The following is a 23,361-nucleotide window of genomic DNA, read 5'->3' as shown; positions in this document are numbered from 1 at the left end:
GAATGGAGATGCAACATGACTTCCTACGCGAACCGGCCGACACTTCTTTTCGGTGTTTCGGAGCGGGCAGTGGAAGCCGCGCTCGCGCCGCTGATCGAAAACGGCACCGTGCGTGTATGTTTGAACGCGCGGCGCGTTTCGGGCTATTGCCTGAGCGGTGCGCGTCACGTCGTGAATGGAGCCGCAGCGACCGAAACGACACACGAAGACGCGGTCACAACCACTATTCGCGACATGGTCGGCTGTGCGCTCTTTCGAAGGCGCGCTTGCCGGATATGACTCGCAATTGCAGCAGCATCGCTCGCTTGCCATGCTCGCGCGACGGTGAGGCAGTACTCGCCGCCTGCTCGTAAAGGTGGCCGAAGCTGCGATTAGACAGGGCCTTCGCCGACGCATCATTGCGTGCAGCGAAGGCTTCCTTCAAACGAGACCGAGCACACCGAGGCGCGCTTGGCCGATGAGCTCGAACGACGCATCAGCGTTAGGCGGATGGAATGCGCCCGCACGTACATCGCGATATAGCCGTTCCAGTTCCGCACGCCGCGCCAACGCGCCGGCCCCGGCAATTTGCAGCGAAAGGTTCACGACGCGCAGCGCGCCATCCACCGCGTGCTGTTTCGCGGCCAGCAGTTTCGCGATCCACGGTTCGGGCTCCGGTTGCCCGGACCACCATCTATCGGCGACGCGTTCCAGTAATGCCTCGATGCTGTCGAGTTCGATCGACGCCTCGGCGACGCTGCGCTGCGTGAGAGGCTTGTATGCGTAGGTCCTGCCCTGCAATGCGGCGGATGAGCGCGTGGTGGCGGACGCAAGCGCGAGAGCGAACGCACGTTTTGCCGCGCCGTAGTACACGGCGGCCAGCCCCGGCAGGACGGCGCCGAGAATGCCGTCGACGAACGGATCGTTCGGCGGTCCGGCAGGCAGCACGCGAATTACGCGATCCTTGCGCGCCACGGCGCCCTCAAGCAGGGTATCGTCGCTTTGCGTCGCGCGCAGGCCGAGCGCGTCCCATGTCTTGACCGTGCGATGACCCGGCGCGCTGCGCTCGATAAACGCATGCACGATCTTAGGATGCGCGGGGTCCGAGTCGTCGAGTCCGTGAACGCCGAGCCAGTCCCAAACGGGAGCCAGCGACGTGAAAATCTTGCGGCCGTCGAAGCGGTAGCTGCCGTCGGCGAGCGGCGTCGCCTTCACGAACGAGTGGGCGAGACCCAGATCGTTGCCGGGTTCACCGTGGCCTGCGGCGAAGACCTTGCCGGCTGCGGCCTCGGTAAGAATCCATTGCGCGGAGTTGTCGCTAAGTCGCCGCAAATGCAGCGCCGCGCCGATCCAGTATTGATGCATGTTCAACGCGAGCGCCGTGGCGGGCGCACGTCCCGCGAGCCGGATCTGCTGCTGGATGAATTCGGGCAATGTAAGCCCCAAGCCTCCCAACTCGACTGGCACGCTCGCACGCAGAAATCCCGCCTGTTTCAGCTCGTCGAGGTCTTCGGCAAAGAATCGGTTCTCACGATCGTATAGCGCCGCGCGCGTACCGATGCGATCGAGCAGCGCTTCAGAGAGCAACGAACTGGATGTGTTGGCGGCTTGCGCTTCGTTATTCGTGGGGGCGGATAGGTCGGGTTCCAGTGCCGTACTGACTGTGCTCACAGTGATTTTCTCCTTCTCCCATACGACGATTGTTCAAGCGAAGTATTTGTCGTCGGGGACGACGCCCAGCGAAATGAAAATGCGGTTCGTGTGGTTGAACCACGACGCCGTTTCAACAGCTTCGAGAATGGCCGGCTCGGAAAGGCCTTCGCCACGCAGCCGCTCGAAATCTTTTTGATTCACGCTGCGCGGGTCTTGCGTCACCTTGATCGCAAGATCGGCGAGTGCCTGCTCACGCGACGAAAGCCCCGCGAAATGAAGGTCCGTGGCAATGCGGCGTGCTTTTGCCGGATCGTCGAGCGCGGCGCCCAGTGCGTGAGTGTGATGAAGCGCGCACAGACCGCAGCGGTTGGTCGTGGAGACAACGACCGCGATCAGTTCGCGTTCGACGAGCGGGAGCTTCCCGCCTGTCGCGCCAAACAGTTGTTCGAAGTAACGGACGAAGCGCCGGGTGGTGTCCGGATTCAACGCGAGCGCGCGAATCCAGTTATCGCCGTCATGCGATTGCACGAGCCGCTCGATGTCGTCGGGAAGGGCGTCATTATTGGCGTGTCTGAGCCGCGAGAGCGCGCTTTCCGCTTGAGTGTCAACAGCTGCTGTCATATCAATGCTCCTTGGACGGGTTGCCGCGAGAAGAGAGACTGATGCGCCTGATTATCGTCAGCGGCTTGCCGCGCGCGCCAATATTGATTTGGCATTTGCATAGCGGCGCGAATGCGTTTCGACGCAGTGAAACGAATGCCCCTGCGATGGCGTCGAAGAGTGCCGCGGCGTCGCCGGAAAAAGCGTGATCGACGTTGTTGATTCGAAGGCCTCGGAACGCGGCGACGTTCGATCGTCCAGAAAAGATTAGCGTTTGATACGCGTAGTGAAATCCAATCCATCAAACCTTGTTTGCCGTTCTTTTATGCGAACGCTAGATTGAGTCCATACAGCAATGGATCGATGGAGGTCGCATGGCCACGGCAATTTTCCCGAGTGGGCTGCTGCATCCCGTGCGGACCTTGCGGCAGCGTTATGCGAAGCGTTCATCGGCACAGTCCGATGAGCGTTCCGACGGACTACGCGCGCCAGACGAGCGCGCGCAATCGGCGGAGCGGATCGCGGCGTATGCGCGCGGCGGCTATTTCCATATGGAATACACGCCTGGCATGTTTGTCGTGCCGCACGATCCGCCGCCGGATTGAATGGCAAGCAGCGTTTCCGTAAGTCGCAGCGACTAAACCGATGCTTCTTTAGAAATGAAAATAAATTGGTTCGGCTTCGGTCGCCGATCTCTCATAGTGTCTCCTGATGGCTATAGGCGGTTGCATTCGCCATTGTCTAGAAACAGCGCGTAAGGAATGGCGCTATATCGAAGGAGACGTCATGACGCTTGAACTCGCAGAACGATCCACCGACGCGCTGCTCGAAAGCGCCCGCGCACGCGCTGCCGAAGCGGGCCTGTCCTATGCGGGCGGCGTGCCGCCGCAAGACGCGTGGGCACTCGTTCAGGCCGGCGCCGCAGTCCTCGTGGACGTGCGCACTGCCGAGGAACGCAAATTCGTCGGACTCGTGCCGGACAGTCTGCATGTTGCATGGGCAACTGGCACGAGCCTGACGCGCAATCCGCGCTTCGTGCGCGAGCTTGAAGCGAAGACCGGCAAGGATGCGGTCGTGCTGTTGCTGTGCCGCAGCGGCAACCGCTCCGCGCTGGCGGCCGAGGCTGCCGCGAAGGCGGGCTTCACGCAGGTTTTCAACGTGCTGGAAGGTTTCGAAGGAGAGCTGGACGACGCGCAACGGCGCGGCGCCAGCAATGGTTGGCGTTTTCACGGCCTGCCGTGGATTCAGGACTGATGCACCTGAAACGGTCCGCGCTGCACTTTATGGGGAGTCAACGCTGTGGCAGTGTTCGACGTCGATGAAATAGTTCAGGCGCTTCAGACGGTGCGCCAGCAGTGGCGTGAAGTGCAGAAGCGTTCGCTCGAACCAGGCGGGCGCGAGTTGCCGGGGCGCGAAGCGCTCGCGGACATCGTCGATACGCTGAAGGGTGTGCTTTTTCCGATGCGTCTCGGGCCCGCCGATCTGCGGCAGGAGAGCGAGAACTTCTACGTCGGGCATGCGCTCGACGCGGCCTTGCATGCGCTACTGGCGCAGGCGCGGCTGGAGTTGCACTACCGCACCCGGCACGACCCACCGCCCGCGGCCCTGGTGGAAGCGCAGGCAAGCGTCGCGGTGCGCGCGTTCGCGACGCGCTTGCCGGCAATCCGCACGCTGCTCGACAGCGACGTGCTCGCCGCGTTTCATGGCGACCCCGCGGCGGGCAGCGTCGATGAAGTGCTGTTGTGCTATCCGGGCGTGCTCGCGATGATTCACCACCGCATCGCGCACGAATTGTACGGACTCGGTTTGCCGCTGCTGGCGCGGATCGTTGCTGAGCATGCGCATGCGCAGACCGGGATCGATATTCATCCCGGCGCGAAGATCGGCGCGGCGTTCTTCATTGATCACGGCACCGGCGTGGTGATCGGCGAGACGGCCGTGATCGGCGAGAGGGTGCGCGTCTATCAGGCGGTGACGCTCGGCGCCAAGCGCTTTCCTCGCGACGCGCAAGGGCACCTGGAGAAGGGGCACGCGCGTCATCCGATCGTCCAGGACGACGTGGTGATCTACGCGGGCGCAACCATACTCGGACGCGTGACGCTCGGCCGGGGTTCGGTGATCGGGGGCAATGTGTGGCTCACGCAGGATGTCGCGCCGGGGTCGCACGTGACGCAGGCGGTGTCGCGCAATGAAGGCACCGGCGTTGCCGTGCCGGGCGAACGCACGTCACGCGCGCAGCGGGAGGACGAACCTCTCGTGACGGGAGCAGCGCGATGAGCGGCCTCGTCAGGGAATTCGGCGCGGCGGTCAGACGGATTCGCGAGACTTATGGCTGGTCGCAGGAGCAACTGGCCGAGTACGCCGAACTGAACCGCTCCTATGTCGGCGAGATTGAACGCGGTGCCGCGATCGCATCTATCGTCACGGTCGACAAACTCGCGCGCGCGTTTCAGGTGCCGATAGAACGTCTGCTCAATCCTGCCGCTGCAACTGCGGAGGTCGATCCCGCTTCGCTGCGTTAGATCGAACGTTGCTGTCTATAGCATGTTGAAGGGCCGGGGTTGGCTCTCGATAATCTGTTCCGCTCATAAGCTTTCCCGATTTTCATCTAACAACCCCGGAGCAACAGATGACAGCAACAGTGGGCGGCCTGACGGCGCTCGGCGATACCGCAGCACGGCAACTAGCTAATGCCACCAAAACCGTTCCGCAACTCGCGACGATCACGCCGCGTTGGCTCACGCACCTGCTGCAGTGGCTGCCGGTCGAGGCAGGCATCTATCGTCTGAACCAGGTGAAGAATCCTGAAGCGGTGGTGGCCGCCTGCACCGCGCGTGAAGATGAGAGCGCATTGCCGCGCACTTTTGTGCCGTACGAGGAAGCGCCGCGCGAGTATTTTCTCAATGCGGTCAGCACGGTGCTGGATGTGCATACGCGGGTCTCGGATCTGTACAGCAGCCCGCACGATCAGATCAAGGAGCAACTGCGCCTCACGATCGAAACGATCAAGGAGCTGCAGGAAAGCCAGCTCATCAATAATCCCGATTACGGTCTGCTCGCCAACGTCGCTGAAGAACAGCGCGTGTTTCCGTTGACCGGCGCGCCGACCCCGGACGATCTCGACGAGCTGCTCACGAAGGTCTGGAAAGAGCCCGCGTTCTTCCTCACTCATCCGCTCGCGATCGCCGCGTTCGGCCGTGAATGCACGCGCCGTGGCGTGCCGCCGCCCACCATCAGTCTGTTCGGCTCGCAGTTCCTGACATGGCGCGGTATTCCGCTGATTCCGTCGGACAAGGTGCCGGTTGCGGACGGCAAGACCAAGATCCTGCTGCTGCGCGTCGGCGACAAGCGCCAGGGCGTGGTCGGCCTGTTCCAGCCGGGTGTCGCGGGCGAGCAGGGTCCGGGGCTGTCGGTCCGCTTCATGGGCATCAACAATCATGCGATCGCGTCGTATCTGATCTCGCTCTATTGCTCGCTCGCCGTGCATTCGCCGGACGCGTTGGCGGTTCTCGATGACGTGGAGATCGGCAAGTACCATGACTACCCAGACACCTACAAGTAAGCCGATGGACAACGTCCTGTCGCACGAAGTGCCTGACGGTCCTCCAGCGGGATTGCCCGACCCCGCGCTTCTGGCGTCGCTCGCTAACGCGTTCTTCTCGGCGCTGCCGGGCAATGCGCCCGATACGTCGGCAACGCCGGGTCTCGCGGGCACGCAGCCGTTCACCGCGCCCGTGACCAGCGAGCTCGGCAATCCAGCTCCGGCTGGTTCGCCGCTCGCGGGACCCGGAGGCACGGGCACCGGCATCCCGGGCGCGGCGTTGCCGCAAGGTCACGTGCCGGGCGGCAACCTGCTGCCTTCGCCGACGCACGTTCTGTCGCTGGGGCATCGCGCGCCCGCGCTGGTGCCGCATGCGGCGGCTCAGAACGGCTTGCCCGATAACGTGGTGACGGTAGCGCCCGCGCTCGATCCGCCTTTTGGCAGCGCCGCGCTGGGTGTGCCGGAAGGACAGGGCGCGCAGCGTCAGGGCGGCGGTGGAGCGCTGGCAAGGCAGTCGGCTTCGCCTTACTACTTCCTCGGCGATGCGACGCACTCGCGAGAGACTTCCGCCGTGCCGCCGGAGATCGTCGTGCCGGGCTGGCAGGAAGTGACCGCGCAATCGCTCGGCTTGCCTGCTGTTGACGGGCCGCTTGTCGAACAACGCTTTCCGTATGACCGGGCGGCTGCTTCACCCGCAGCGGCGCAACCCGCGAGCCCGTCACACTATTTCCTGAATATGCAGGATCGTTCTCGCACGCCGGGGCAGTCGCTTCATGGCGCGCAGAACGTCCCGCAGGCGGCAAGCGCGGCGCATCCACCGTTCGACGTGAATGCGATTCGCCGCGACTTTCCGATTCTGCAGGAGCGCGTCAACGGCCGGCAACTCGTGTGGTTCGACAACGCCGCGACGACGCACAAGCCGCAGGCGGTGATCGACCGGCTCGCGTATTTCTACGCACACGAAAACTCGAACATCCATCGCGCGGCGCATGCTCTGGCCGGCCGCGCGACCGATGCCTACGAGGCGGCGCGCAGCAAGGTGCAGCGCTTCATCGGCGCGGCATCGCCGGAGGAGATCATCTTCGTGCGCGGCACCACCGAAGCGATCAACCTGATCGCGAAGACGTGGGGCGTGCAGAACGTTGGCGAAGGCGACGAGATCATCGTGTCGCATCTGGAGCATCACGCGAACATCGTGCCGTGGCAGCAGCTTGCCGCGCAGACCGGCGCGAAGCTGCGGGTGATTCCGGTCGATGACAGCGGGCAGGTTTTGCTCGACGAATACCGTCGGCTGCTGAATGACCGGACAAAGATCGTCTCGGTCACGCAGGTGTCGAACGCGCTGGGCACCGTGGTGCCGGTCAGGGAGATTGTCGAGCTTGCGCATCGTGCGGGCGCGAAGGCGCTGGTCGATGGCGCGCAGTCGGTATCGCACATGCGGGTGGATGTGCAGGCGCTCGACGCGGATTTCTTCGTGTTCTCGGGCCACAAGGTGTTCGGTCCGACCGGCATCGGCGTGGTGTATGGCAAGCGCGCGATACTCGAAGATATGCCGCCGTGGCAAGGCGGCGGCAACATGATCGCGGACGTGACGTTCGAACGCACGGTGTTCCAGCCGCCGCCGAATCGCTTCGAAGCGGGAACGGGCAATATCGCCGATGCGGTGGGCCTGGGTGCGGCGATCGATTACGTTCAGCGCATTGGTATCGAGAATATCGCGCGTTATGAACACGATCTGCTCGCGTACGCAACGAGCGTGCTGCAACCGGTGCCGGGCGTGCGGCTGATCGGCACGGCGCGCGACAAGGCCAGCGTGTTGTCGTTCGTGCTGAAGGGCTACGAAACCGAAGAGGTGGGCAAGGCGCTCAACGAGGAGGGCATCGCGGTGCGCTCCGGGCATCACTGCGCGCAGCCGATCTTGCGTCGCTTCGGTGTCGAGGCAACGGTGCGGCCGTCGCTCGCGTTCTACAACACCTGCGATGAGGTCGATGCGCTGGTGTCGGTGGTGCGGCGGCTGTCATCGCGACGCTGAAACAGGCGGCCAGCAATGGCCGCCGCTTCCTCGCGTGTGAAATGCGCGGGCGGCAAGCACGGCGATCGCTCCATGAGCGCCGCACAAAGCGCGATGCATAGCTGACACGCCACGATAGCCATTGAAGATTCGCTTCCTTCACCGTCGTCGCAAATTCCGTTATCGTTCATTGCGCTGCGGCGCTAACCTCGCATGGTTCGGGTATCCCGCGGCGCAACCTGGACACGGCAGCAACGGAGCGCCTCGGGCGCGTAACGCCTTCGCCGCGGTCCAGCCCAACAACGCATTCGGCGAAGCGCGAGACATGAGCACGCTTCGCCGACGAGCGTGACTGCGCGGTCGGCATCCATCCAGTCCGCACTGGCCGCGGTAACGGAGAAGATCGGCCTCGTCGCCACCGCCTCGACCACCTTCGACGCCCCTTACCATGTCGCGCGGCGCTTCGCATCGCTCGATCACATCAGCGGCAGGCGGGCAGGCTGGAACGTCGTCACGACGTCCAATCCCGATGCCGCGCTGAACTTCGGAGGCGCGGCCTGTTCCGTCGTGAATACGTGGGCGCGACGCTGCGCGAATATCTCGGGCTGCCACGGCCTGCCAATCGCTTCTTTCCCACCTGAGCGCCGCGCGTTCTTGAGTCCATTAGACTGGCGAAGTACCGCACTTGCGTCGCCGGACAGTCTCCGGCCTGCCCACATCTATTAGCCAAACATGCCGACCGGCAGCCCTTGCCGGTCGTGTCACATCGCGCCTCCGCGGCGCGGCTTGTCATCCTTGTTCCGCTCGAACACGTATTGCGACGCCGTAGCCAGCGCAACCATCGAGCGCTATCGAAACGGCGAATCTTTGACTATAGGCAACGCATCGCCCGCACGGAAAGAAACTTTGGTTCGAACCTAGTATGACCGCGCCGACTAAACGAATCGCTATCCGTCACATATTCATGCGCGGAATCGTTGGTTGCCGATGCCGTGCGCGCTCTGCTTTCATGGAGTCCGCCATCGATCCCATAAGGAGGAAGCCATGAGTTCAGTACTCGAGGTTCAGCAACCGCACTCCGCAGCACATCAGGACATTCGCGTGCGCCGATACAAACCGCTTATCGGCGCAGTCATCGAAAACGTCGACCTGTCCCAACCGCTCAGCGACGCCAACCAGCGAACCGTGAGGCAGGCACTCGTGGATCACGGCGTGATCTTTTTTCGCGAGCAGGAGCTTACGCCCGAGCAGCATGTCGCGCTGGCACGCATCTTCGGCACGCCCATTCGCAAGAACATCTATCTGCCGGCCGTCGCGGGCTTCCCGGAGATCGAGGTCATCGCCCATAGCGAGAAGACGCAATCCGGCGGCACCGACAACTGGCACGTCGATGTTTCATGGCAGGCACAGCCGCCCAAGGCAACCGTCCTTCACGCACAGGAGATTCCCGAAGGGGGCGGCGGCGACACGATCTGGACCTCGTCGGCGGCAGTCTACGACTTGCTGGATCCCGATCTGGCCCGCTACTTCGAGAAGCTGAAAGCGGTCAACACGTTCATCGCTTCGCCGAAAAAGCATGCGCTTGCGGACCTGTTGAGCGGCTACGACATTCCCGAGGGAACGAGCGAGGACAACGTTCAGGCCGGGCTCGAACGGGTGCGCGACGCTTCGCAAAAGTTTCCGCCGATCGAAGTGCCGGTGATCAAAACGCACCCTGAAAACGGCCGCAAGCTGGTGTTCGTCAACGAAGGACATACGAGCCATCTGCTCGGTGTTTCGAAGACGGCGAGTCAGAGCCTGCTGAACTATCTATACGACCTGATCAAGACGCCTGAAGTGCAGGCGCGCTTCGAGTGGAAAGCCGGCGACGTCGCGATCTGGGACAACCGTCAGGTCCAACACTACGCGGCGCGCGACTACGGCTCGGCGCGGCGGCGCATTCACCGCATCACGCTGGAGCACGACGGGGTTTTCTAACTGGGGCTCGGCCTTCGGCATCGGATCACGGAGAAACGGAACATGAAGCAAACGGCTCGACGCTGGCGGCAGCGTGTCACATGGATCTTCTACCTGGCGTCGCTGATCGCGGGCGGATTGTTTTGCGGCGCGTCTGCGTTTGCGCAGACTCCTGAAAAGCTCGAACTGCGCTATCAGGGCTGGGCGAGCAAGGTGCTGTATCCCGAGCTTGCCGAGGATCTGGGCTATCTCGCGCCGATCAAGTTGAAGTGGGTCGGCAATACGATCAGCGGACCGCAGGACATTCAGGCCGCAGTAACCGGAGACGTGGATTTCGGCGGCGCGTTCAACGGATCTATCGTGAAGCTGGTGGCCGCGCATGCGCCTGTGAAGGCCGTGATTTCGTACGTGGGCACCGACAAGGACACCAACGGCGGACTGTTCGTGTTGCAGGGCAGTCCGATTCATGGTCCGCGCGATCTGATCGGGCACAAGGTGGGCGTCAATACGCCGGGTGCGTATGAGCAATACCTGGTGACGGCGTATCTGGAGAAAGCGGGGTTGTCCAAAGATGAAATCGACAAGGTAGTGTTCGTCGCCGCGCCGCCGGTCAACCTCGCGCAGCTTCTCAAGCAGAAGCAGCTCGACGCGGTGTTCCTCGAAGACATCATCAAGGACAAGCAGCTCGCGCAAGGCGGCGCCACGCTGCTGGTCACCGACTATCAACTGTTCGGCTCGTTCGGCTACGCGAGTTATCTGTTCACGGATCGCTTCATCGCGCAGAACCCGAACACGGTGCGCAAGTTCGTCGATGGCACGGCGCGCGCGATCGAATGGGCGAAGACCACGCCGCGCGCCGAAGTGGTCGCGCGTCTGAAGAAGATCGTCGAAGCGCGGCATCGCAACGAGGATACGACGATCGTCGATTACTGGAAGTCGGCGGGCGTCGGCGGCAAGGGCGGCTTGATCGACGCGAACGATTTCACGACATACATCGACTGGTACGTGAAAAACGGCGTGCTGAAGCAGAACCAGGTGAAAGCCGAGAGCATCTACTCGAACCAGTTCAATCCGTTCAATCAGTCGGTGGCGTCCCACTAGGGCGCTATCGCGTCGACTTCCGAGGCCTGCGATGGGTGCTGCAATCGGCGTGCGCAACGTCACGAAAGGTTTTCATCTGAAGCGGCGCGGACACTTCAGCGTGCTGGAGGACGTGTCGTTCAACGTGGCCGCTGGCGAGTTCGTGACGCTCGTCGGACCCAGCGGCTGCGGCAAGACTACGCTGCTCGATCTGATCGCGGGATTGGCGAAGCCCGACCGTGGACAGATTCTCGTCGATGGCCGCGCGGTCGAAGGGCCGGGTCTCGACCGGGGCGTGGTGTTTCAGCAGTACGCGCTGTTTCCGTGGCAGACCGCGCTCGGCAACATCGAGTTCGGCCTCGCGGCGAAAGGCGTGCCGAAACCGGAGCGCACGGAGAAGGCTCGCGCATTCCTCGGACTCGTGGGCCTGAGCGGTTTCGGCGACCGCTATCCGCATGAACTGTCGGGCGGGATGAAGCAGCGTGTTGCGATCGCGCGCGCGTTGTCATTCGAGCCCGACGTGCTGCTGATGGACGAGCCCTTTGCCGCGCTCGACGCTCAGACCCGCGAGACACTGCAAGACGAACTGCTGCGGATCTGGCAACGCACGGGCACCACGATCGTGTTCATCACGCATTCGATCGATGAGGCGATCTATCTCGGGCAGCGCGTGCTGGTGATGGCGGCAGCGCCGGGACGTGTCACGCATGCGCTCGACGTGAATCTGGAGCGGCTCGACCTGAATGAAGACCTGCGCTCCAAACCTGAGTTCGTGCAGCTGAGACACGAGATCTGGCAACTGACGCATCAGCCGCGCGCGGTCTCGCGCGCGGCGGTCGCGCATGCGGCCTGAACCTGGAGCCCGAACGAAGATGAGTACGTTATCCACCCGCTTTTCGTCGGCTGGCTCGTGGGCGACTGGTCTCGTATCGACATTGTCGCGCGTGCTGCGCGGCGGTGTCGTGATCGTCGCGTTCTGTGCGCTGTGGGAGATTCTGCCGCGTGCTGGCTGGATCGACGCGACGTTTCTGCCGCCTTTTTCGACGGTGCTTGGCGCGCTGGTCGAGATGCTGCGTTCGGGCGAGCTTGAACAACACTTGTTCGCCAGCGCGTCGCGAGCGCTCGCGGGGTTCACGATCGCAGTCGCGGTTGGCGTGCCGTTCGGTTTAGTGATTGGCTGGTATCGAACGCTGGCCGAAATGCTCGATCCGCTGCTCGAACTGTTTCGCAATACCGCGCCGCTCGCGCTGCTTCCGGTGTTCGTGCTGGTGCTGGGAATGGGCGAGACCTCGAAGGTGTCGATGGTCGTCTATTCGTGCGTGTGGCCTGTCATGCTCAACACCGTGAGCGGCGTGCGCAACGTCGATCCGCTCCTGATCCGCTCGGCGTTGTCGATGGGACTGACGCCGGTGCAACTGTTTCGCAAAGTCGTATTGCCAGCATCGGTCCCGGCTGTGTTCACCGGCATACGCGTCGCGGCGGCCTATTCGATTCTCGTGCTGATCGCCGCCGAGATGGTCGGCGCGAAGGCGGGGCTCGGCTACCTCGTCAATTACTCGCAATTCACGTTCGAGATTCCGAAGATGTACGCGGGCATCGTCACGCTCGCGCTGCTCGGGCTCGTCTTCAATCACGCGGTGTTGCTTGCGGAGCGGCGGCTCACGGCCTGGAAAGGCGAGCGCTGAGCGCGCTTTGGCTTCGTGAGGGAACGGCAACGGTCATCACAGGAGATGCATTTTCATGACGGACAATCCGGCGAGAAGCGGTGCGCCCAGGGTCACTCACGCGGATAAGGGCACGCGGCACGATGCCGACGTTCTCGTGATCGGCGGCGGTCCCGCCGGCGCGTGGGCGGCGATCAGCGCGTCCGCGCGCGGCGCGCGAGTCGTGCTTGCGGACAAAGGCTTCTGCGGCACGTCGGGCGCGACCGCGCCAGCGGGCACCGGCGTCTGGTATGTGCCGCCGGACGGGACATCGCGCGCTGCCGCGAAAGCGAGCCGCTTCAAGCTCGGCGGCGAACTCGCGGACCAGTCGTGGATGGATCGCGTGCTGGAGCAGACCTGGCTGAACGTGCAGCAACTCGCGGAGTGGGGCTATCCGTTCCCGCTCGACGAAACCGGCACCGAGCGGCGCACGTCGCTGCAAGGGCCTGAGTACATGCGGCTGATGCGCAAGCGCGTCAAGGAGGCGGGCGTGCGCATCCTTGACCACAGCCCCGCGCTCGAATTGCTGATCGACGAGGACGGCACGGTGTCGGGTGCTGCGGGTGTCGATCGTCAGGCGGGCGAGCAGTGGCTCGCGCGCGCGGGCGCAGTGGTGATCGCGACGGGCGGCTGCGCGTTTCTCAGCAACGCGCTCGGCTGCAACGTGCTGACGGGCGACGGCCAGCTGATGGCCGCCGAAGTGGGCGCGGTTCTGTCGGGCATGGAGTTCTCGAATGCGTATGGACTTGGGCCCGCGTTTTCGTCGGTGACCAAATCGCTGTTTTACAACTGGGCGACTTTCTACTATCGCGACGGATCGGCGATTCCCGGCGCGGGATCGTCTCATGGGCGCGGTGTGATCGCTCAGGTTCTGGAGAGCCAGCCGGTGTACGCGCGCCTCGATCGCGCCGACGAACAGGTCCGCGCATGGATGCGCAAGGCGCAGCCCAACTTCTTTCTGCCGTTCGACCGTCAGGGCATCGACCCATTCGCGCAGCGGTTTCCCGTTACGCTGCGCCTCGAAGGCACGGTGCGTGGAACCGGTGGTCTGCATCTGATCGACGAGTCCTGCGCGACGTCCGCCGAGGGCTTGTATGCGGCTGGCGATGCGGCCACGCGCGAGCTCATCTGCGGCGGCTTTACCGGAGGCGGCAGCCATAACGCGGCGTGGGCGATGTCGTCCGGCTTTTGGGCCGGCGCGGGCGCAGCGGACTATGCGCGCTCACGACGGGGCGCTACGCGCTCAACATGCGTCGTGCGCGCCGGAGGCGTGGCGCTGCGCGACGGCGGCGGCAGTGCGCCTTATGACGCCGATGAAGTCATCCGGGGCGTGCAGCAGGAAGTGTTTCCCACGCAACGCAACTGGACGCGCGACGGCGCGCTGCTCGAAGACTCGCTGACGCGCCTGGATACGCTATGGCAGCGGGTACGCCGGGCGGCTCCAGCACGCAGCGCACAGGAGGCCGTGCGTGCGCGCGAGGCGGCAGCGATGCTGGCAACCTCGCGCTGGATGTATCGCAGCGCGTTGCAACGCACCGAGACGCGCGGCATGCATCGGAGGAAGGAGCATGCGACGCCGGACCCGGCGCAGCGCGAACGGTTGTTGAGCAGCGGACTGGACAGAGTGTGGGTCGAAAGACTGGATGCACGACGCTCGGCGGATTTCGTCAAAGGAGTTGCCGCATGATCGAGATTGTCGATAGCGAGCGCTGCACCGGCTGCAATATCTGCGTGCGGGCGTGTCCGGTCAACGTGTTCGAGGTCGTGCCGAACGAACCGCCGCGTATCGAGCGTCAGAGCGATTGCCAGACATGCTTCATGTGCGAACTGTATTGCCCGGAAGATGCGCTCTTCGTCGCGCCGCAAGTCGAGCCGTTGCCGAAGGGGGAAGTGCGTCCGGTCGAATTCGGTCAGTACCGTCGCGCGATTGGCTGGGGGCGCGACCGGCAGCCTACCGCCGATCAGGACGCGAGTTTCGAATTGCTGGCTCGTGTTCATTGAACGGCATAAGTCTTCGGGTGCGCAGAATTAGCTTATGTTCGACGCGCTGCCACGCTTAGCCCATATACATCGTTGAGCTTACCGCGCGGACTCCGCGCAAGAGGCGCGGCAAAGCGCGTCGAAGAAGCCGGTTTCGGGCGGCACCCTCACCTGGGGCGTGACGACCGAGCCCGCGTGATCCGATCCGCGTCGCGACGGCTCCTATTCCCGGATAAGCCACGTCTCCCCCGAACGTGGCATCGCATCACGCGCTGGACGCGCACTCACCTATTGATGCGTTGCTGACATGCAAAACATAAATATTGAATAAATATAAACATATCGAAATCGAATAATTCTCACGCGGGTCCTTCCTCGCTACTCTGTGCTGACTATCTTCGGCGAGGACTTATGACCCCTTCCGTTCCAGCGTCTTTTTCCACGCGGCGACGCGTGTTGCGTGCGCTCACTGCAGCGCCGCTCGCCGCAATGGCCGCCGCGGCACGTGGGCAAAGCGTGTCCGCGGCCAGTCCAAACGCGAGCACGGCAAGCAACGGCGTAACGCTGGTGCTCGGCGATCAGGCCGGCGGCACGCGGGCGCTGATCGAAGCATCGAATGTACTGGACGGCGCACCTTACGCATACCGCTGGGCTAACTTCCAGGGCGCCGCGCCCTTGTTCGAAGCGCAACGCGCGGGCGCCGTCGATCTCGCGCCTGCGGGCGACCTGCCAGTGCTCGCCGCGGCAGTGGGCGACCCGTCGTTGAAAATCGTGGCGACCCGCGTCGGGTCGGGCGCGCAACTCGGCATCCTGGTGAGCCCGAATTCGACTATTCGCACCGTGGCCGACCTCAAGGGGCGCACGGTGTTCGTCTCGTCGGCGCGCGGCAGCATTTCGCAGTTCCAGCTTTATGGCGCGCTGGCGGAAGCGGGTTTATCAAAAGATGACGTCAACGTGCGCTTCATTCTGCCGGTCGACGCGTTCGCCGCCTTCGCGTCCGGTTCGATCGAAGTGTGGGCGACCTTCGACCCGTACTACGGAATCGCCGTGCAGCGCGGCGGCAGGGTGCTGCGCGACGGCAGCGGGATCAACAGCGGCCTCGGCTTCATCACTGCGTCGGGCAACTCGCTGACGGACCCGCGCAAACGCGCGGCGATTGCCGATGTCCTGAAGCGCTATCAACGCGCCGGCGATTGGGCCCTTGCGAACCCCGATGCCTATGCGCAGATCTACGCGACGCTCACGCGCTCGCCACTCGACGCCGCGAAGCAGATCACGCAGCGCGCTTCGCTGAAGCAGCACTTCGTCACCGACGCGGACATCGAAGCGCTGCAAAAAGTAGCCGACAGCGCGAACCGCGACGCGATCCTGCCACGCCGGATCGACGTGCGCGCGATCTCGGAAACCCATCTTGCCAGCGCATGACCTCGACTGACGGAGCGCGACATGTCCACGCAAACACAAACTTTCCCTCGGGCCAATCTTGCCGCCGATGCCGCGAGCACTGCGCGGCACGACCCCAAGCTGATCGTGTCCGGGCTCGCCGCGCTTGGATGGCTCGGCGGCGCGGCGATCACGCAGTGGTGGCCCGCACTCGACGACTGGCCATACACGCGTGAACTGCTGATCCTCAAGCTGCTGTTCGCGGTGTTATCGGCGGGTATCGGCGTGGCGGGCTGGAGAGTGAATGCCTCGACACACGCGGCAAGCGCAAAGCGTCTGCGCGTGCAGGCGTGGCTCAACGCGGCGCCCTGGCTGTTGGCGCTGTCTATCGGATTGACGGCATGGGAAGTGGTCACCGCGCAGCTCGAATGGCTGCCGCGTCCGTTCTTCGCGCCCCCGCAAGCATTGCTCGCCGTCTATGCGGACGATCTGCCGAGACTCGCGTCGAGCGTCGGCCACTCGTTCGTGTTGCTCGCGTATGGCTACGTGTGCGGCGCGCTGGCGGGCTTCGTGATCGGCGTCAGCATCGGCTGGTCGAAGGCGGTGGGGTATTGGCTTCATCCGATCCTGCGCCTTGTGGGTCCGTTGCCCGCCACCGCGTGGCTGCCGCTCGCCTTCTTCTTTTTCCCGTCGAGCTTCAGTGCAAGCGTGTTCCTGATCGCACTCGCTGCCGCGTTCCCGGTCGCCGTGCTCACATGGTCCGGTGTAGCGAGCGTGAGTTCCGCGTATTACGACGTGGCCCGCACTCTCGGCGCGCGGCCATCGTTCCTGATTCTTCGCGTCGCCATTCCGGCTGCGTTGCCTTCTGTATTCGTCGGGCTGTTCATGGGTCTGGGCGCGTCGTTCGCGGTGTTGATCATCGCGGAGATGATGGGCGTGAAAGCGGGCCTCGGCTGGTATCTGCAATGGGCGCAGGGCTGGGCCGCCTATTCGAACATGTACGCCGCGCTGCTCGTGATGGCGCTGATGTGCTCGGGGCTCATCACGTTGCTGTTTCGCGTGCGTGACCGTCTGCTGACATGGCAAAAAGGATTGCTCAAATGGTAGCCGCTTCTCTGTCTCAATCGTTTTCCGGGTCGTTTCGGCAGGCGTCGTCCGCTCACGCGCGGCGAGGCACGCGAGTCGATGTGCGCGAGGTCAGCCATCAATTCACGCTGCGCGGCGAGGCGCTGCCCGTGCTCGACAACATCAGCCTCACGGTCGAGCCCGGCGAGTTCGTCGCGCTGCTCGGCGCTAGCGGCTGCGGCAAATCGACGTTGCTGAGGCTCGTCGCCGGCCTCGATGCGCCCGCGCGCGGCGAGATCCACGCAGACGGCGAAGCGATCGCTGGTCCCGATCCGTCGCGCGTCGTCGTGTTTCAGGACCCGACGCTGTTTCCGTGGCGCACGGTGCGCGACAACGTCGGGCTCGGTCCCCAGGCGCAGCGCAAAGCACGCGGCGATCAGGCGAAGCGCGAAACTGCGGAACGTATCGACGCAGCGCTGCAGACGGTCGGCCTGTCCGCGTTTGCGAACGCGTTTCCGCATCAACTGTCGGGCGGGATGGCGCAGCGCGCGGCACTCGCGCGCGCGCTGGTCAATAACCCGCGCCTTCTCGTGCTCGACGAACCGTTCGGCAAGCTCGATTCGCTGACGCGTATCCGCATGCAGGCGGAACTCGTGCGGCTGTGGCAGGCGGAAAGGTTTTCCGTGCTGCTCGTCACACACGACGTCGAGGAAGCGCTGTACGTCGCGAACCGCGTGATCGTGCTGAGCGAACGGCCGGCGCGCATCGTTTCCGAGGTTCGCAACGACGCGCCGTATCCGCGCCATCGCGACGATCCCGCGCTGGTGTCGTTGCGCCGCGATGTACTGGGGCTGCTGGGCCTCGAAACGTAGCCCGCGCGCAGACGCGGCCATAGACCATCCACTCAAGCACAGGGAAGCAACACGATGAACCATACCGACGACAATCAGCCATCGAACGCCGCGCGCCGCGTGTGGCTGCGCAACACCGCGTGGGCCGCCGGCGCTGCTGCGCTGGGCGGCGCGGCGTTCGGACTGCCGGGCGTGCGCGCATCGGCTGACGAAGCGCTGAAGCCGCTCAAGCTTTCATGGAACGCGTCGGCGATCTGCACCGCGCCCGTGCCGGTCGCGGAGAAGCAGGGTTTTTTCCGCAAGCATGGCTTGCAAGTTGAACTGGTCAACTTCGCAGGCTCGACCGACCAGCTGCTCGAAGCGATCGCAACCGGCAAATCGGATGCAGGCGTCGGCATGGCGCTGCGCTGGATCAAACCGCTTGAACAGGGCTTCGACGTGAAACTGACGGCGGGCATTCACGGCGGCTGCATGAGACTGCTCGCGACGAAGGCGTCGGGGATCGTCGATCTTCAGGGGCTTAAGGGACGCACGGTCGGCGTGAGCGACATGGCGAGCCCCGCGAAGAATTTCTTCGCGGTCACGCTAAAGAAGATCGGCGTCGATCCGGACAACGATGTGCACTGGCGTCAATATCCCGCTCCGCTGCTTGGCGAAGCATTGAAAAAGGGCGAAGTGCAGGCGATCGCCGATGGCGACCCGACCATCTGGACCTTGCGCGAAGGCGACCATTTGCAGGAAGTGTCGAACAACCTGTGCGGCGAGTACGCGAACCGTGTGTGCTGCGTGCTGGGCGTGCGCGGCTCGCTGATCCGCAAGGACCGCGCGACGGCGCAAGCGCTGACTCAGGCCTTGCTCGAAGCGACCGAGTGGACCGCGAACAACCCCGCGCAGGCCGCCGCGATCTTCGCGCCGAACGCGCCGGGCGCGAATGTCGAGCAACTGACGGCGATGCTCAAGAGCCATACGGACCACCATCATCCGGTGGGCGATGCGTTCAAGAAGGAAATCGCGCTCTATGCCGACGATCTGAAATCGGTCGGCGTGTTGAACGACGGTACCAATTCGGACCGTTTCGCGGCGCGTGTGTTTTCGGACGTGCTTGCCTGACGTGCAAAAAGCCGCGACGCGCGCCTGGTTAGCAGGCGCGCGTCGGTTGCGTGAGAGAGATAATCAAGCGGGTGCCGTTTGGCGCGCGACGGCGGCGCGCACCACAGGCAACAGATCCCGGCCATACGCCAGCGCATCTTCGAGCGGATCGAAGCCGCGAATCAGGAAGGTCGATACGCCTAGCTTGTGATATTCGAGCAGCGCGTCGGCCACCTGTTGCGGCGTGCCGACCAGCGACGTCGAATTGCCCGCCGCACGCGTGAGCGCGGTAATGCCGGTCCACAGTCGCGTATCGACGACATTGCCCTTATCGGCTTCGGCGAGCAGCCGTTGCGAGCCGACGTTCTGCGGGTTCTTCGGCCGGCGCGTGAAATTCGGCGACGTGGCGACAATGTCTTTCGCGCGCTCGAGAATGGATTCGGCGCGCGCCCATGCGGCGTCTTCGGTGGGCGCGATGATGGGACGCAGAGACAGGCTGAAACGCACATGCTGTTCGCGGCCATAGCGCGCGGCGGCTTTGCGCACCTTCGCGATGGTCTCTTCGACGGCCGCGAGCGACTCGCCCCACAGCGCGTAGACGTCGGCGTGCTTGCCCGCGACCTCGATCGCCGGCTCGGACGATCCGCCGAAATACACCGGCAAATGAGACCGCTGCAACGGACGAATCTGCGACTTGTGGCCCGTCACGCGGTAAAACGCGCCATCGTGATCGAACGGTTGATCGCTGGTCCAGGAGCGCTTGACCACATCGAGATATTCGTCGGTGCGCCGATACCGGTCAGCGTGCGACAGATAATCGCCATCGCGCTGCTGCTCCGCGTCGTCGCCGCCCGAGATGATGTGCACGGCAGCGCGTCCCGCGCTGAAGTGATCGAGTGTCGCGAGCTGCCGCGCGGCGAGCGTCGGCGCGACGAAGCCCGGACGATGCGCGAGCAGGATGCCCAGGCGCTTCGTCTGCTGCGCGACGAACGACGCAATCTGGAAGCCGTCGGGCGACGCGCTCGAGTGCGCAATCAGCACACGGTCGAAGCCGCCATATTCATGCGCTTGCGCGACGGCGGCAATGTACGGCGGATTGACCGCAGGTCCTTTCGGCAAATGAATCTCGCTCGATTCCTGATGGCTCACATAGCCGATGAATTCGACGCTCATCTGGGTTCGCTCCTCGTGGGTGAAGTGATGGTGAATGCGGCGCGGCCCAGATTGCCGAGCACGGTGTCGTTCTGCGGTGTGTGAATGCGCGCGCACAGCACGTCGCGGTAGTGGCGCTCCAGTGCGTTGTTGCGACTGAGGCCAGGATTGCTGCTCGCTTCGAGTGCGAGCTCGACGGCATCGATAGCGTGCTGGCTGACGAGATACTTGATGGTCGGCGCTTCGACCGTACCGATCTGGCCGGCTGCGCCTGCATTGAGCAGCACGCGGTTGTTGAACAGCAGCGCATCGATGCGCCCCACCGTCTGCTGAAAACTGTCGAGCGTCGATAGCGGGGCGTTCAGTCCCGAAGGCACGCGTTGCGCCGCCCACTGCACGAACCAGTCGCGCGCGGCGCGTGCGACGCCGTCGTAGATCGATGGCAGCAACACGTTCATCCACAGGCTCGTCACCGGGTCCATGCCGTTGGTCGGGCCGGGCGGTTGAAGATCGACGGCCTGGTCGAACGGTACGCGTACGTTGTCGAAGATCACTTCGTGGCTGCCCGTCGCGCGCATGCCCAGATGATTCCACGGCTCGCCGAAACGGATGCCCGGCGTGTCGCGATGAACGAGCCACGTGCCGACTCGCGGTGCCGCTTCGTCCGTGCGTCCCCACACGGCGAACCAGGTCAGACCGGGACTGCCCGTCGAATACAGCTTGCGGCCGCTCAGTATCCAATGATTGCCTTCGCTGCGGCCAACCGTGGCGGGCAGACCGCCACGCGAAGGTGAGCCGAGTTCGGGCTCGACGCGCAACGAGTTGATCAGCGCGCCGCGTTCGACGGCATCGCGCGCAATGCGTTGTTTCAGCGCGAGTGGCCAGTTTTGATTGGCTTGCAGGCGCAAATGGTAGAGGCATTGCATGACGAGAATCAGCGCCGTCGAAGGTTCGCCGCGCGCTACCGCGCGGACCACTTTGAGCGCCTGTGTAAGCGTGGCTTCGCGTCCGCCGAGCGCGCGCGGCACGGTCAGCGAAAGCAGGCCCCCGCGACGCTGACGGGCGAGGTTCTCGTGCGGGAAGATCGGGCCGGCGTCGAGCGCGGCGGCGCCTGCGCCGAATTCGGCCGTCAGCGCGGCGAGCCACGCATCGGCTTGCGGACTGTCGAGATCGGCGAGTGCTTCGAGCGCATCGGCGTCGCGTTCTACATCGGCAAGCGCGGCTTCGGGTTGACGGCTGGTCATGGTCGGTCGGTTCACTGTGCGGAGAGCGGAAATTGCCGGTCGAAACTCTTCGTGACATCGAGCGGTGTCTTGATCACATCCGCACGGTGATAGAGATCGGCCGTCTTTTGCTGTTCGGCGATGAGGCCATCGTCGATGACGACGGGATGCAGTTGCGCGCGCTGATACACGGTCTTCAGCACTTCGGGCGGTAAGCCCGTCACTTTCGATTGCATTGCGGCCACTTCGTCCGGATGCGAGAGCGCCCAGCGCTGGCCGGCCGCGACGCGCTTGAGGAAATCGGCGATTTCGGCATGCTTGTCCTTGATGGACGTTTCGGTCGCAGCCTGGAAGCTAAGGCCAGAAGACAGATTGACGCCATTCGCGATGCTGCGATCGTGATCGCGCTGCTCGGCGAGCGCGACATACGGGTCCCACGTGGACCACGCGTCGACGTTGCCGGACGCGAGCGCTGCTTTTGCGTCGGCGGGCTGCATGAAGCGCAGCGATACATCCGAGAGCTTGATGCCCGCGCGTTCGAGTGTCGCGATCGCGAGGTAATGGCCGATTGAGCCGCGCGTGGTCGCGATGCGCTTGCCCTTGAGATCGGCGGCCGTCCTGATGGGCGATGCGTCAGGCACGATGATCGCGAGATCCGTCGGCGTCGAGCGCGTTGCGGCTACTGCACGCACTCGCGCGCCCGCTGCGTACGCGAAGATCAGCGGCGCATCGCCGAGGCCGCCGACGTCGATTGCCCCCGCGTTGAGCGCCTCTCCCAGCGGTTGCGCAGCAGGGAAGTTGAACCATTCGATCTTGTAGGGCACGTCCTTCAACTGGCCTGACGCTTCGAGTATGCCTCGCGTCTGCAACTGCTGGTCGCCGACTTTCAGCGTCGTGTCTGCCAGCGCGACAGGCGATGCGCTCGCGACGATCGCGCAAATCAGAAGGCCGGAAAATCTTTGCAGGAATCGATTGGGAAAAAAGTGCATGAGGGAGCGCAGCATGAGGTAGTTGGATAAGAACACACGATACGGTCGCAGGTTTTATAAGGCAAACGCATTGTTCTTCTTTGTTAATATGCGTGGGAGGAAAACGGAAAGCGGGAAGTACCGCTTGAGCATGCGGGCGGTTGCACGCTAATGTCGCTCCACCAACACTTCAATCAACGAGAAGATCATCCATGAAACTCGATGAAATCGAGGCCTTCGTTGCCGTCGTGCGCAGCCAGTCGCTGAGTCAGGCCGCCGATTCTCTCGCACTGACGCAACCTGCCGTGACGCGCCGCATCCAGAACTTCGAAGAGGCGCTCGGCGTCGAGCTGCTCGATCGCAATACGAAACCGCTGAAGACGACGCCGATGGGCCGCGTCGTTTTCGAGCAATGCCGTGTCATCGTGCGCGAGGTGGACGCGCTCAGGCATCTGGTCGCGGACGACGCGCCACTCGCGGGTGTATTGCGCCTCGGCGTCGCACAGACGGTTGCCGATGTGGCGATGCTGAAGGCTCTCCATACGCTGCGCAGTGCGCATCCCGAGTTGCGGGCGCGGGTGTCGACGGGATGGGGCAACCCGCTGCTGCAGAAGGTCGACGAGGGCGAACTGGATGCGGCGTTCGTGCTGCTGCCAACGAACCGGGCGTTACAGGAAACGCTCGCAGGCGAAACGCTGGGCGAACTGAAGCTGGCTGTGGTCGCGCAAAAGGGCAGCATGAAGAAGCGTGCTTATGCGCTCGCCGAATGCGAGGCGTATGGCTGGGTGTTAAATCCCGATGGCTGCGGTTTTCGCGCGGGCTTGCAGCAGGCTCTCGCGGCGAAAGGCTACACGCTGAAGCTCAACCTCGAAACGCTCGGCACAGAATTGCAGCTCGGACTCGTCGCCGACGGCGTTGGCCTGGGGCTGGTTCCGCTGCCGTTGCTGCGCAGCAGCGTGCATGCAGCGCACCTCGACGTGGTTCAGATCACCGACTTCAAACCTGAAATCGCCGTGTGGATCGTACGTTCGCGCGCGTTGGGCAAGATGCAGTCCGCGCTCGCCGTACTCGCGGAAAGCGTCGAACAGAGCTTCAAGGCGGCGGCACGCCTGTCACGCGCCGCCTGA

Annotated in this window: 23 protein-coding genes and 1 pseudogene; 19 read left to right on the top strand and 5 right to left on the bottom strand. The window is 63.8% G+C overall.

What is annotated here, in order from left to right; translation table 11 throughout:
• The first annotated feature begins 15 nt into the window (after nt 1-15).
• Nucleotides 16-279 (top strand): hypothetical protein, encoded by a 264-nt coding sequence (locus tag QFZ94_RS04400; RefSeq protein ID WP_429455703.1) that lies wholly within the window; start codon nt 16-18, stop codon nt 277-279.
• 141 nt (nt 280-420) lie between these two features.
• On the opposite strand, the gene QFZ94_RS04395 is transcribed toward QFZ94_RS04400, so the two are convergent.
• Together QFZ94_RS04395 and QFZ94_RS04390 are read right to left on the bottom strand one after the other, a co-directional pair.
• Nucleotides 421-1,650: an acyl-CoA dehydrogenase family protein gene (locus QFZ94_RS04395; protein ID WP_429455702.1), complete on the bottom strand. Its 1,230-nt coding sequence runs from the start codon at nt 1,648-1,650 to the stop codon at nt 421-423.
• Between the two features lie 33 nt (nt 1,651-1,683).
• On the bottom strand, nt 1,684-2,253 hold the full coding sequence (locus QFZ94_RS04390) for a peroxidase-related enzyme (RefSeq protein WP_368581753.1): 570 nt from the start codon (nt 2,251-2,253) through the stop codon (nt 1,684-1,686).
• Nucleotides 2,254-2,606: 353 nt separating this feature from the next.
• Here QFZ94_RS04390 and QFZ94_RS04385 point away from each other — a divergent pair, with 353 nt between their 5' ends.
• The 17 genes and pseudogenes from QFZ94_RS04385 (at nt 2,607) to QFZ94_RS04305 (ending at nt 18,912) form a co-directional block, all read left to right on the top strand.
• Nucleotides 2,607-2,837, top strand: a complete 231-nt coding sequence (locus QFZ94_RS04385; RefSeq protein ID WP_429455701.1) for a hypothetical protein — start codon at nt 2,607-2,609, stop codon at nt 2,835-2,837.
• A gap of 181 nt (nt 2,838-3,018) precedes the next feature.
• Nucleotides 3,019-3,486, top strand: coding sequence for a rhodanese-like domain-containing protein (locus QFZ94_RS04380; protein WP_429455700.1), 468 nt, complete (start codon nt 3,019-3,021; stop codon nt 3,484-3,486).
• Nucleotides 3,487-3,531: 45 nt separating this feature from the next.
• The gene (gene epsC / locus QFZ94_RS04375) at nt 3,532-4,509 is read left to right on the top strand and encodes a serine O-acetyltransferase EpsC (RefSeq protein ID WP_429455699.1); all 978 of its coding nucleotides are present in this window, start codon (nt 3,532-3,534) and stop codon (nt 4,507-4,509) included.
• Nucleotides 4,506-4,754, top strand: coding sequence for a helix-turn-helix domain-containing protein (locus QFZ94_RS04370; RefSeq protein ID WP_018436421.1), 249 nt, complete (start codon nt 4,506-4,508; stop codon nt 4,752-4,754). The genes epsC and QFZ94_RS04370 overlap by 4 nt, the downstream gene beginning before the upstream one ends.
• Before the next feature lie 107 nt (nt 4,755-4,861).
• Nucleotides 4,862-5,794 carry a family 2A encapsulin nanocompartment shell protein gene (locus tag QFZ94_RS04365; protein WP_410848274.1) on the top strand — a complete coding sequence of 311 codons (933 nt, stop codon included), beginning with the start codon at nt 4,862-4,864 and terminating at the stop codon, nt 5,792-5,794.
• Nucleotides 5,769-7,805 (top strand): family 2A encapsulin nanocompartment cargo protein cysteine desulfurase, encoded by a 2,037-nt coding sequence (locus tag QFZ94_RS04360; protein ID WP_429455698.1) that lies wholly within the window; start codon nt 5,769-5,771, stop codon nt 7,803-7,805. Before QFZ94_RS04365 ends, QFZ94_RS04360 begins: the two co-directional genes overlap by 26 nt.
• A 285-nt stretch (nt 7,806-8,090) precedes the next feature.
• Nucleotides 8,091-8,333 (top strand): annotated as a pseudogene (locus QFZ94_RS04355) (LLM class flavin-dependent oxidoreductase); the annotation flags it as partial.
• A gap of 495 nt (nt 8,334-8,828) precedes the next feature.
• On the top strand, nt 8,829-9,761 hold the full coding sequence (locus tag QFZ94_RS04350) for a TauD/TfdA dioxygenase family protein (protein ID WP_368581759.1): 933 nt from the start codon (nt 8,829-8,831) through the stop codon (nt 9,759-9,761).
• Between the two features lie 42 nt (nt 9,762-9,803).
• Nucleotides 9,804-10,841, top strand: coding sequence for an ABC transporter substrate-binding protein (locus QFZ94_RS04345; protein ID WP_410848276.1), 1,038 nt, complete (start codon nt 9,804-9,806; stop codon nt 10,839-10,841).
• A gap of 31 nt (nt 10,842-10,872) precedes the next feature.
• A complete protein-coding gene (locus tag QFZ94_RS04340; protein WP_368581761.1) occupies nt 10,873-11,673 on the top strand; it encodes an ABC transporter ATP-binding protein in 801 nt (266 codons plus the stop codon).
• A 19-nt stretch (nt 11,674-11,692) separates the two neighbouring features.
• On the top strand, nt 11,693-12,505 hold the full coding sequence (locus tag QFZ94_RS04335; RefSeq protein ID WP_429455697.1) for an ABC transporter permease: 813 nt from the start codon (nt 11,693-11,695) through the stop codon (nt 12,503-12,505).
• Nucleotides 12,506-12,560: 55 nt separating this feature from the next.
• Entirely contained in the window at nt 12,561-14,210 is a 1,650-nt protein-coding gene (locus QFZ94_RS04330) for an FAD-dependent oxidoreductase (RefSeq protein ID WP_429455696.1), read from the top strand.
• On the top strand, nt 14,207-14,524 hold the full coding sequence (locus tag QFZ94_RS04325; RefSeq protein ID WP_368581764.1) for a 4Fe-4S binding protein: 318 nt from the start codon (nt 14,207-14,209) through the stop codon (nt 14,522-14,524). Before QFZ94_RS04330 ends, QFZ94_RS04325 begins: the two co-directional genes overlap by 4 nt.
• A 390-nt stretch (nt 14,525-14,914) precedes the next feature.
• Nucleotides 14,915-15,928 (top strand): ABC transporter substrate-binding protein, encoded by a 1,014-nt coding sequence (locus QFZ94_RS04320; RefSeq protein ID WP_429455695.1) that lies wholly within the window; start codon nt 14,915-14,917, stop codon nt 15,926-15,928.
• A gap of 21 nt (nt 15,929-15,949) precedes the next feature.
• The gene (locus QFZ94_RS04315) at nt 15,950-16,993 is read left to right on the top strand and encodes an ABC transporter permease (protein WP_368581767.1); all 1,044 of its coding nucleotides are present in this window, start codon (nt 15,950-15,952) and stop codon (nt 16,991-16,993) included.
• Nucleotides 16,987-17,823, top strand: a complete 837-nt coding sequence (locus QFZ94_RS04310; RefSeq protein WP_410848283.1) for an ABC transporter ATP-binding protein — start codon at nt 16,987-16,989, stop codon at nt 17,821-17,823. Before QFZ94_RS04315 ends, QFZ94_RS04310 begins: the two co-directional genes overlap by 7 nt.
• Before the next feature lie 54 nt (nt 17,824-17,877).
• Nucleotides 17,878-18,912: an ABC transporter substrate-binding protein gene (locus QFZ94_RS04305; protein WP_368581769.1), complete on the top strand. Its 1,035-nt coding sequence runs from the start codon at nt 17,878-17,880 to the stop codon at nt 18,910-18,912.
• 63 nt (nt 18,913-18,975) lie between these two features.
• On the opposite strand, the gene QFZ94_RS04300 is transcribed toward QFZ94_RS04305, so the two are convergent.
• From QFZ94_RS04300 to QFZ94_RS04290, 3 genes are read right to left on the bottom strand one after another with little or no spacing between them, the layout of a single operon-like run.
• Nucleotides 18,976-20,064, bottom strand: a complete 1,089-nt coding sequence (locus QFZ94_RS04300) for an LLM class flavin-dependent oxidoreductase (RefSeq protein ID WP_429455694.1) — start codon at nt 20,062-20,064, stop codon at nt 18,976-18,978.
• Nucleotides 20,061-21,287 (bottom strand): acyl-CoA dehydrogenase family protein, encoded by a 1,227-nt coding sequence (locus QFZ94_RS04295; RefSeq protein WP_429455693.1) that lies wholly within the window; start codon nt 21,285-21,287, stop codon nt 20,061-20,063. The genes QFZ94_RS04300 and QFZ94_RS04295 overlap by 4 nt, the downstream gene beginning before the upstream one ends.
• An 11-nt stretch (nt 21,288-21,298) precedes the next feature.
• Complete coding sequence (locus tag QFZ94_RS04290; RefSeq protein ID WP_410848496.1) at nt 21,299-22,255, bottom strand: ABC transporter substrate-binding protein; 957 nt, start codon at nt 22,253-22,255, stop codon at nt 21,299-21,301.
• A gap of 191 nt (nt 22,256-22,446) precedes the next feature.
• Between QFZ94_RS04290 and QFZ94_RS04285 the strand changes: the two genes are divergently transcribed.
• A complete protein-coding gene (locus tag QFZ94_RS04285) occupies nt 22,447-23,361 on the top strand; it encodes a LysR substrate-binding domain-containing protein (RefSeq protein ID WP_368581773.1) in 915 nt (304 codons plus the stop codon).

This window comes from Paraburkholderia sp. JPY465, assembly GCF_050436725.1.
GTDB lineage: Bacteria > Pseudomonadota > Gammaproteobacteria > Burkholderiales > Burkholderiaceae > Paraburkholderia > Paraburkholderia youngii.
The sequence above is the reverse complement of the archived record's forward strand: the minus strand, read 5'-3'. Positions and strand labels throughout refer to the sequence as shown.